This is a genomic window from Chloroflexus sp. (assembly GCF_034432675.1).
Lineage (GTDB): Bacteria > Chloroflexota > Chloroflexia > Chloroflexales > Chloroflexaceae > Chloroflexus.
Genome location: NZ_DAOUBI010000191.1, coordinates 1 through 9,982 on the forward strand (window position 1 = coordinate 1; position 9,982 = coordinate 9,982).

Genomic DNA, 9,982 nt, shown 5'->3' on the forward strand with positions numbered 1-9,982 from the left:
CCATCCACCAGCACGCAACCGAGAGTCACCAGCATCTGCTCCCGACTCTCGTTATCCCTCCTGCGTCCACGAAAAGCCAAACTCCAGCGCGGGTTCTCAACCCGCCCATGCAGGTTCCCAACCCGATCATCACTTTCGGGCAAGAGCGCTCCGGAGTTCACGCTGGAAAGCTCGATAGCGATGGAACCGCTCGCGGATGTGCGCCACCAACTCATCAGCCGCCCTATCGTCTCCGCGCAGACTCAAAAGCTCGGCACAGGCCACAGTCAGATTGGCAGCCTCATCGTAGATGCCATGATGCTGATTGCTGACGGTAGCTTCGATCCGCTTACGAGCTGTGTCCAGGCACCAGGCCAGATATGCCTCTGCGTCTGCGGCTTCCAGATGCAAAAAGCCGCTTGCACGTCCCCATGCCAGGTAGTCGGCATAGATGTGATCCGTCCGTTGGGTAAGCTCGTGCTGTATGTGCTGATCATACATCCAATCGTCAACAATGATCTCCTGCAGGGTTCTCCGCCAGAAATGCTCCAGGTTAGGCGGCAGGTCTTTGCGCTCCCGACCCGAAAGCAGCACCAACAGCCAGGCGAACACCAGGGTCTGGGCGTTGACAGCATTGCCCTCTTCCAGGACCGGCTTCCTGGCGACGGCCTGGTAGGCTGCGGCCAGATCGCCGGCCAGCAGCCGGGCGTGGGCCAACAGTTCATTGAAAAGAGGGGAGAGTTGCCTCAGGTAGACCAGCGTCGGGATCGGCGGATCGCCAGGTGGCAATGTTGCCTTACGGCTGCGCGGCTGTTGCATGTTCTGGATTGTGCGCTGCATCCAGTGCGGGCGCTGTTCCATAGATGGCACAGCCTCCCACAGATCGAGCAGCCGGGACAGTTCAGGCATGGCGACGAAGGCTTGCCAGCGACCTTCAAGCAGACTCTCCCGGTCACCCAGGACCGAGGCTACCGCGCACAGATAATCGGCAATCACAGCGCGGATGGAAAGGTCATCCGGCAGGCTCTGCAGGGCCAGCCGCGCCTCGGCCAGAACCTGCGCGTATTGCCCTTCCTCCTCCAGTGCGGTGAACCAATCCAGGTAGATGTGCGGACGCTGGTGCCCCTTGCTGCGCACCAGCCGCTCCAGCCCAGCCGTGCCCTCAACCATACGCACAGCCTCGCACAGCCAGGTATCGGCCAACAAGTTGTTCTGACGCCGCAGAAAGGTGCTCCATTGCCGTAGAAAAGCCTCCTGATCCGGCAGCGGATCCGGCGAGAGCTGGATAAAATCCTTCAGCCGCGGCGCATCACCGTACAACTGTCGATACGCAAAGGCGAAGCGACGCATTTCTTCATACAAGACCCGAGGACGCCGGTCCAGCGGTTCGGTCTGATATATCGCTCGCAGATAGCGGGCGACGGCATCCTTCTGATCCAGGTCGGTCAGGTCGCCGAGAGAGATGTGGTAGCCGTAATCGTCTTCCTAATCCAGTAGGCGAAACAGGCGATGGTAAGCCTAGCGAGCCAGGGCGAACTCACCGTGGTCAAAGGCCAGCGCCGTGCGCTCGAAGAGAAGCGTCAACGGCTCAATGAACTCCTGGTAGGCACCTACGGCATCCTCCTCATACTCATACTGCCAGCTGAAGCGATCCATCCACTCATCGGCCGACTTCATAGCTTTCTTAAGCCTGGCCTCCAGATCGTCTATCGCATCCAGCAGCCCCTCCCAGGCAGTTTGGGGTACAACAGTAGCAGCCCTGCTGTCGTGGATCTGTTTCAGGAAGGCTCTGCGCTTCGCAGGCGGAACCTGATGCGCCATCTTGCGCAGAACATCCCGCAGCTCCTCAGCCGAGCATTCAGCCAACTGGCGCTCCACACTTTACAGAAAAGTCTTGAGCGGCATGTTGTCGACCATGGCATCCTCCCCAAATCGCCGAAACCCCTATCGTCATAGACATAGCGCCAGCGTCCCCAACCCCAATCTACGGATCGAACTCACCCGCAGCATCAGCGATGAGTATATCTGACGGAGGACTCTGACAGACTGCTTACCCACGATACAATCCTCAACGCCTTCGCGCCGGCCAGACCAGCCTGCATTGCCTATGCCAATCGGGAGAAGATCGACCCGCCAGTCAGCTTTACTCGCTGCACAGTATACGGCGAAGTACAGATGTACCGGATTACCCTCGTATCATACCGGATCGCGTGATCGCTACCCGCCGCCAGATCAATTGTAGCTGTTTCCGCTCGTAGCAGCCAGTGCCCATCGCGTACTACGTCATTCACACCTTAAGGTAGCAATGCGAATTATGCCCATCCTCTGTGTCTTCCGCACCGCTGTGATGATAGATAGAAGGTCGCAACCTGGACGCTATATCCGCGTTCATCCGCCTAACCCGCGCCCATCCGCGTTCCCCGGCGCACAACGACCCGCACCGCTGTGGTGATAAAAGGAATACATCCGCGTTCATCCGCCTAACCCGCGTCCATCCGCGTTCCCCGGCGCACAACGACCCGCACCGCTGCGGTGATAGAAGGAATACATCCGCGTTCCGCGTTCCCCGGCGCACAACGACCCGCACCGCTGCGGTGACAGAAGGAATACATCCGCGTCATCCGCCTAACCCGCGCCCATCCGCGTTCCCCGGCGCACAACGACCCGCACCGCTGTGGTGATAGAAGGAATACATCCGCGTTCATCCGCCTAACCCGCGTTCATCCGCGTTCCCCGGCGCACAACGACCCGCACCGCTGCGGTGATAGAAGGAATACATCCGCGTCATCCGCCTAACCCGCGCCCATCCGCGTTCCACAGCGCCCAACAATCCACACCGCTGTGGTGATAGAAGGAATACAGCCGCGTTCATCCGCCTAACCCGCGTCCATCCGCGTTCCCCCCTCCCCCGTAGCGCACAACGATCCGCTCGATCAGCCGCGTCGTTGCATGCCCCTCGCTAAACGACAGAATCTGCACCTCACCTCCCAGCGCCTGCACGACCCGCGCTTCGGGCAAGCGGGCGGCGTCAAATGTGGTTCCCTGCCCGTAATCGCCCCCCTTCACGTACAGATCAGGTGCTAACGACGCTACCACTGCCTCTGCTGTGCGCTCGTTGAAGATGGTCACTGCATCAACGCAGCGTAGCGCGGCCACAATCATTGCCCGCTCTGCCTCCGGGACAATAGGGCGCAACGATCCTTTCAATTGACGGGTTGACTCGTCGCTGTTAATGGCAACGATCAGCCGATCACCAAGTGCACGTGCTGTTGTCAGATACCGGACGTGCCCAACGTGGAGCAGATCAAAGACGCCGTTTGTGAACACTACTTTGAAGCCACTGGACCGCCAGGTGGCACGCAAGGCGATCAGTTCAGATAGAGGATAGATGTTCATCGTCATTCGCGAAACGGTGACGTAAGCGGTAAACCTAGCCAGCACAAGACCATCACAACCAACACTGCACATCCCAGCAGACCGATCTGCTCGCCCGTCAGGGGTGCACCGATGAGGAGGGCAGTCGCCAGAAATCCTCCCATCGGCGTGATCGTCTGGAGTGGCACCAGCCGACCGGCGTGCCGCCAGTCACCGTAGCGCAGTCGCTCGCCGATGCTGCGTCCGATCACTGTTCCAACCGTACCGATCAGTGCCCACAGAAACGCGGCAATGAAGATGCTCCACGCTCGTGAAGCCCACCAGAACGCGCTCCCACCGATCAACCCGATCACCACACAGACCGCCGACGATACCCATAGTGGCGCTGGAAAGAATTTTGCCATCGTTGCCACTTTGTTGTCGGTGAGGCATCGGTAACGACGTCTCACCGGTAAATGCCTGTACCCACAATGTTTATACTACCCACCGCGAATCAAGCGCCTGTGCACGGGCAGCAATCGCCGCTCGCCGCTCCTCAAACCCACGCCGGCCCAACAGCGCATACGTGTTGATCTTCCCGGCCTCAACTCCCGGTTGATCGAATGCGTTGATGTCGTACAGCTCACCGGCAATCGCCGTCTGCATCTCCATCAGCATGAAGAACTGACCGAGTGTAAAGGCATTGATCTCTGGGAAGATATGCGTGATGTTTGGTTGACCGGCTTCACTCAACGCAATCGCAGTGGCCTGTTGTTCAGCCTGAATCAGCTCAGCCATTGTATGACCACCCAGATAGCTCACGCCTTCCAGATCGGCGTATGCCGTTGGAATGGGGGCCGTCTCGGCGTACTGTTCAACGGCGATGAAATTGATCAGCTTGTCATACGGCCCTTCCATGTAGAGTTGAACCTGCGAATGCTGATCGGTTGCGCCCAAAGCCTTGACCGGTGTCTGCCCGACCCGCGCCGGCCTGCCTTGACGGTCTACCGCCTTGCCCAGGCTCTCGGCCCACAATTGTGCAAACCAGTCGGCGACATCACGGAGCCGGTTTGCATACGGCATCATCACCACAATCGGCTTGCCTTTACGGAAGCAGAGATAGTTGATGAGTGCGCCAAGCGCTGCCGGGTTCCGCAACGGATTGGGGTTGGCGGCCAGTTCGCCACCGTAGGCGGCACCGGCCAGTAGCTCACGAATATTCACCCCCGTCATCGCCGCCGACAACAACCCGACCGAGGTCAATACCGAGAAGCGGCCACCGACCTTTGGCGGGAGATCGAACATCGTCCAGCCCTCGCGCTGCCCAATCTGGCGCAGAAAACCACTGTTGGGATCGGTCGTCAATACGATATGGTCACCGAGCCGGTCTTCGCCGACTGCCTCAACCAGTGCCTGGCGAAAGTAGAGAAACGATGCCATCGTCTCGGCGGTAGTGCCGCTCTTACTAATGACGTTAAACATCGTCCGCCGAAGATCGAGCATCCGTAGCGCACCTGCATTCAATTCCGGGTCTGAATTATCGAGTACCAGCAGTTGCGGCCAGCCACGTTGCTCGCGTGGTAACAGGTTATAAAACGGCCCATTGATTGCCGTCTGCACTGCGATGTTCCCCAGCGCCGAACCGCCAATGCCCAGCACGACAAAGGTGTCAATCCGATCACGATGGGCAGCGGCAAACTGCTCAAACGGCGTCACGTCCTGCTCGGGCAACAACGGCCAGCCGAGATCGGCCCGTCGTTCCTGGATGGCAGCAATCGCTGTGGCGGCGCGTGGAGCTTCTGCTTCAAGTTCAGCCGGGGTCAAACCATGCGATCCAAACACATTATTCACATCGAGCCGAATGCGTTGCTTCTCCCGCCACGCGGCATCCTCATAGCACATACTCAACTCCTTCACTAATCGGTGGATACGCAACTTCCGCAAACGCAGAAGTGAAGCAGTGCCGTTACTTGCATGTGATCACAATGAGCTTATCAGTGCTGATTGTCATTGCGCACACAGTATAACACTCATCTGCGTGGTGCTATAGACGGGCTTTCGCTCAGAAACGTGCTGTACGAGGCTAGAACTTATTTCATAAGAGCTGTACTGTCGTGCTACCCGACCATTGTGCAGGTGAATGAACGCTTGCCAGTCACCAACGACAGCCTACCCGGCTCCTGGCCCGTTGGTAGTGCGCAGCTCCGGTCGCGCCATCTTGTGCTGGATTGATTGCCTTACCCGCTCGTCATGCACGTGTCGCGATGTTTGGAGTACGGCAGCCATGCTGCCGCGCCAGCCGTGCTCCGTGCCAGGTGCGTATCACGTGGCTGAACCCGCTGGTCACGGGGATGCTGTGTGTGCGTTACGATCAGAGAATCGGTTAATAATGACTGAGGTATCTTCTCGTAGAACCCAAGATGCCACCTACGCTGTGAGCAGGCTACGTGAAGCTAACTGCCGTGATGAACAGTACGACGCTAAGCATAACACCGTTCAGCGTACCTGTGAACCATTTGCAGTTCCCATCGCCGCGCTATGTCACACCTCAAGGTGGCAACTCGGACAATGCCCGTCCTCTGTGTCCTCCGTGCCTCTGTGGTGATAAAGGTAGCGCCCTGGGTTCGTAAATGTTTTTGAAGCAGGTTCTAACAATCACTCCCTTGCGTTTCCGTTCAGATAGCGATAAGATGCACTCAACAAATGCACAGTCCCGATCATCCCCAAACGACAGCATTTCATCACCTGAAGGAGTCGCTATGCATGCCGTCCAGAGCGCAGACATCAAAAGTTTTGCCATCGGCTTGATGAATCTCCGCCCCTTTGCCGGTCAGCAATTAATGGCAGTGCGGGTTGATGCGCCAAAGGGCGCAGTTGCGCCAGCCCACAGTCATCCCCACGAACAGATGACCCTCGTGATCAGTGGCCGTCTACAGTTTCGCGTAGGTGATGAATGGCGTGAACTCGGTCCGCTCGAGATTGTCCACATTCCCGGTGGGGTCGAACACGAAGCGATTATGGAAGAAGATTCCGTCTTCTTCGATCTCTTCCATCCGATACGAGCCGACTTTTTGCAGCGACAGGCTGAAGCCGGATCATGATGACGAGTTGGACATCCGCTCGTTGCTGGCCCGGCGAGCTGCGGCATATTCCTCTGCCGTAATTACCTGACCGCCAACAATATCTTGGCTCAACAGGCGGCGTTGGCGGTCGAAGCGCAACTCCGCCGTCATCAGCCGAAAACAGCGGTCGTCCATCATCTCTTTACGTATCCAGTAGCCACTAATCTCCTCGCGGTCGTCGTACTCTGCCGACAGATCGTTGTAGAGATTAATCCGCACCTGCACCACTGCGCCGCAGCGCTGACAGCGCACATGGAGCAGCATAAACGGTGCCTCTTCGCTCCGCCCCCCAAAGAGTCTGCGCAACCATTGCATGGGTTCACTCCCTGGCAATCTGTTCACCGGAGATACTCTTCATCATAGCGTACCATCGAGTGAACTGCAAATATACTCGACATAATAATAATGCAACGAGGGAAACAGGTGCGCCACCTGTTTCCCTCGTTACGTGCTCTGCCGCGTAATCGTATCAGCATCAGTAGATATCGCCAACCGTGTTGAAGACATTAAACTTGCCGGTTGGTGTGATCAGATTGGGGATGTGCGCTTTTTCGGTTAGGGTGGCATCGTCGTAGACAACGATTTCACCGGTCTGACCAGGTTTGCTAGCATCACCCCAAATGCTCACCCATACCTCTGTTCCGGCAGCATTGTACTCAAAATGTACGGCTCGACCATACGAACTGGCCTCCCAACAGCGATATAGCTCAGTTGGCTGCTGCTTAGCGATAACGCAAATCGTGCGTGCCAGTACCGGATCAGGTTTCAGGGTCATATCAACCCAAATCCATTGACTGTTGGGATGAGTCTTGATAAAGAGGCTGCCAGCGCCGGGCAATGGGGTCACACGTACTGCTTTCCACGCTGACTCGGCATGCCCTTCAGGATCGGTACCGATGGAAACAATAGCCGGATCACCAAGGTGCGCCGAACTCCAGACTGGCCCGAATTCAGGATCGATCCAGTTTGCCTCTCGCCCTGGATGGGGTATCTTTGGTGTGTCAACCAGAGCTGCGATCTTGCCCTCTAGCGCATCAACAACCGCAACTTTATTCGATTGACTGGCCGCAACCAGGAAATACCGTCGGCTGGCGTCCCAACCACCATCGTGCAGGTAACGAGCAGCCCGCAACATCTTGATCTGAGGTGCGAAAGGATCAACATAGTTGACCAGCCAGATTTGCCCGATCTCTTTAACATTGATAATCCATTCCGGTTTGTAGTGGGAAACAACAATACTGGTGACCCGTGGCTCAGGATGATATTCCTTCGTGTCAACCGTATAGCCGTGCGTACTGATAATATTCATCGGCTCGAGGGTTTGCCCATCGAGAATAACAAAGTGGGGAGGCCAGTAACAGCCGACGACGGCCAGGCGGTCGGTAAAATCACCTTCCGGCCCTTCATACTTGCTGACTTCCACTGAGCGAGCATCGTAGCAGACCTGTACTTCTGCCACTTTGGTAGGTGTCTCCATCCATAGATCAACCAGGGCAAGCTTGCCATCACGACCGATGACGTATGCGTAACGACCGGTTGCCGACATCCGTGTAATATGGACAGCGTATCCCGTATCAACGTTACTCACAACCTCGTAGGTGTCGCCATCAATCACTGCGACTTGCCCGACATCACGCAGAGTGACCATGAAATAGTTTTGCCAGTTGCGCTTGGTGGCTGGTGCGCCTGGGCGTTCGGCTGGTGATACCAGCAGACGCCAGGAATTCTTCATCTGTTCGAGGGACATTTCTGGCGGTGCTGGTGGCTCCTGCTGCAAAAAGCGAGCCAGGATGTCGATTTGTTCTGGCGTAAAGAAGCCCTGTTTCCCCCAATCTGGCATGCCTCGCGGTGTACCATTGAAGATGATGGCAGAGAGCGCAGTTGTTCCCATTGCGGTAGTGCGATCTGGGGTGAGGGCCGGGCCGGTAGCGCCCTTGCGGAGTGTGCCGTGACAGCCTGCACATCGCTCAAAATAGACCTGTTTTGCCCAAAGAAACTCTTCTTCGCTCAGATTTGTCACCACTTGCGCAAGAGGTGTTGTGTCAAGGGGGTGTGCTGTTTCCTGCTGTCGGTGGCTGCTGAAGGTAGGCGATAACTACTGCCAGTTCTTCGGAGGTAAAACTTTGCGCCAGGGAGGCAGTCATTACACCTGCCGAACAGGGGCCATTTTCGCAATGTGTGGAAATATACGCATCCGGTTCCAGCAGTGCTTCTTTCAGATACTCCTCAACGGTTGTTGCCTTGCCGGTGTAGGAACTACTCTGCATCGCCTGTAAAGCAAACTGACCGATGTTTGTGAGGTCTGGACCAATTGTCCCTTTCGCATTCGCTACACCGGGAATAATGTAGCATCCAACACATCCGCCCTTGTTGAATGCAATGATTGCCAGATTGCTCGCTGATGTAGATGGGGCTGGTGTTGTTACGGCTGCTGTTGTCGCCGATGCGGGTGCCACCGTCGCCTCGGGTGGCTCACCTCGTTGTGTACAGCCAGCTATGATGCCCAAGGCTAAAACCATGCCGAATATAAGGTATCTCGCCTTATTCATCGGTTCCTCCTTGAACGTCTTATCTAAGGTTCATAGGGCTGGCATAGCCTACTGGGACGATTCCGGCAGTGACTTTTATCACAATCGCATATAGTTGCTCCGGAACAGGCATACGCAGTAATATCAACTCCGGTTTAACGAAAGCCATCACTCGTGATCGCACCAGCACGCTGGCGGCGATCTGATCGTGGAGACAGAGAACGACATTTCTGCTACACCGCAGTGGAATCGCACGCTGGCGTGGATACGGTTTTCCAGTCAGGCTACCCGTAGTGCATCCGTGCGCACCGGTAGATGCGGCTACAGCGCGTACCTGTATCGGTATGTGACCTTGATGAAAAGGGGGCACCAGCGCGGGTTGGAAGTCCTACCCGCGGGGAAAGGCGGGTGTTTGATCGTAGCTTTAGGATGACTCGCAGATGCTGAACTGATCCATTTGCACAAAACGACAGATTGTGCTAGAATGCTACACGCTGAGCGATGGCTCGACGCCGTCGATATGCGCCGGCGTAGCTCAATTGGCAGAGCAGCGGTTTTGTAAACCGCCGGTTCAGGGTTCAAGTCCCTGCGTCGGCTCCATCGTTAACAAACGGGTCGGTACCGAAGTGGCCAAACGGGGCGGTCTGTAAAATCGCTGGCTTACGCCTTCGCAGGTTCGAATCCTGCCCGGCCCACCACAAGTGAATAGAGTAGTGCGCTCTGCTTCTCTATTCCTGTTTGCCTACGTAGCTCAGTCGGTAGAGCACGTCTTTGGTAAAGACGAGGTCACGGGTTCAAGTCCCGTCGTAGGCTCCAGCCGACAGTAGTGGCGAGAAAAGCGCGAATCTCGCCTAGTTGCTCGTGCCATAGTTGTTGGCACGAGCGGCATATTTTCGCGCCTTTGTTTTAAGGAGTAAGAAATCCATGGCCAAGCAGAAATTCGAGCGGACGAAACCGCACATTAACGTCGGCACCATCGGTCACGTTGACCACGGCAAG

9 protein-coding genes and 3 tRNA genes are annotated in these 9,982 nt (G+C 56.5%); 4 read left to right on the forward strand and 8 right to left on the reverse strand.

Annotated elements, in window-relative coordinates:
- Positions 1 to 129 precede the first annotated feature (129 nt).
- The 5 genes from VAE55_RS14655 to VAE55_RS14675 all read right to left on the reverse strand — a co-directional run bounded on the left by VAE55_RS14655 (position 130) and on the right by VAE55_RS14675 (position 5,235).
- Positions 130 to 1,299, reverse strand: coding sequence for a hypothetical protein (locus VAE55_RS14655; RefSeq protein WP_322816490.1), 1,170 nt, complete (start codon positions 1,297 to 1,299; stop codon positions 130 to 132).
- A gap of 198 nt (positions 1,300 to 1,497) precedes the next feature.
- The gene (locus VAE55_RS14660; RefSeq protein ID WP_322816491.1) at positions 1,498 to 1,857 is read right to left on the reverse strand and encodes a hypothetical protein; all 360 of its coding nucleotides are present in this window, start codon (positions 1,855 to 1,857) and stop codon (positions 1,498 to 1,500) included.
- A 990-nt stretch (positions 1,858 to 2,847) separates the two neighbouring features.
- Positions 2,848 to 3,375 carry an adenylyltransferase/cytidyltransferase family protein gene (locus VAE55_RS14665; RefSeq protein WP_322816492.1) on the reverse strand — a complete coding sequence of 176 codons (528 nt, stop codon included), beginning with the start codon at positions 3,373 to 3,375 and terminating at the stop codon, positions 2,848 to 2,850.
- A 2-nt stretch (positions 3,376 to 3,377) separates the two neighbouring features.
- Positions 3,378 to 3,758, reverse strand: a complete 381-nt coding sequence (locus VAE55_RS14670; protein WP_322816493.1) for a hypothetical protein — start codon at positions 3,756 to 3,758, stop codon at positions 3,378 to 3,380.
- Between the two features lie 70 nt (positions 3,759 to 3,828).
- Positions 3,829 to 5,235, reverse strand: a complete 1,407-nt coding sequence (locus tag VAE55_RS14675; protein WP_322816494.1) for a glucose-6-phosphate isomerase — start codon at positions 5,233 to 5,235, stop codon at positions 3,829 to 3,831.
- A gap of 857 nt (positions 5,236 to 6,092) precedes the next feature.
- On the opposite strand from VAE55_RS14675, the gene VAE55_RS14680 reads away from it, so the two are divergent.
- Entirely contained in the window at positions 6,093 to 6,434 is a 342-nt protein-coding gene (locus VAE55_RS14680; protein WP_322816495.1) for a cupin domain-containing protein, read from the forward strand.
- Here the strand turns inward: VAE55_RS14680 and VAE55_RS14685 are convergent.
- The 3 genes from VAE55_RS14685 to VAE55_RS14695 form a co-directional block, all read right to left on the reverse strand.
- Positions 6,429 to 6,770 carry a hypothetical protein gene (locus tag VAE55_RS14685; protein WP_012258046.1) on the reverse strand — a complete coding sequence of 114 codons (342 nt, stop codon included), beginning with the start codon at positions 6,768 to 6,770 and terminating at the stop codon, positions 6,429 to 6,431. The two genes, VAE55_RS14680 and VAE55_RS14685, sit on opposite strands and share 6 nt — an antisense overlap.
- A 160-nt stretch (positions 6,771 to 6,930) precedes the next feature.
- Entirely contained in the window at positions 6,931 to 8,475 is a 1,545-nt protein-coding gene (locus tag VAE55_RS14690; RefSeq protein ID WP_322816496.1) for a cytochrome D1 domain-containing protein, read from the reverse strand.
- Positions 8,476 to 8,497: 22 nt separating this feature from the next.
- Complete coding sequence (locus VAE55_RS14695; protein ID WP_322816497.1) at positions 8,498 to 9,004, reverse strand: hypothetical protein; 507 nt, start codon at positions 9,002 to 9,004, stop codon at positions 8,498 to 8,500.
- Between the two features lie 503 nt (positions 9,005 to 9,507).
- Here VAE55_RS14695 and VAE55_RS14700 point away from each other — a divergent pair.
- The 3 genes from VAE55_RS14700 to VAE55_RS14710 all read left to right on the forward strand — a co-directional run bounded on the left by VAE55_RS14700 (position 9,508) and on the right by VAE55_RS14710 (position 9,799).
- Positions 9,508 to 9,583 (forward strand) — tRNA-Thr (locus VAE55_RS14700).
- Between the two features lie 12 nt (positions 9,584 to 9,595).
- A tRNA-Tyr gene (locus VAE55_RS14705) sits at positions 9,596 to 9,681 on the forward strand.
- A 42-nt stretch (positions 9,682 to 9,723) separates the two neighbouring features.
- A tRNA-Thr gene (locus tag VAE55_RS14710) sits at positions 9,724 to 9,799 on the forward strand.
- Positions 9,800 to 9,982 lie beyond the last annotated feature (183 nt).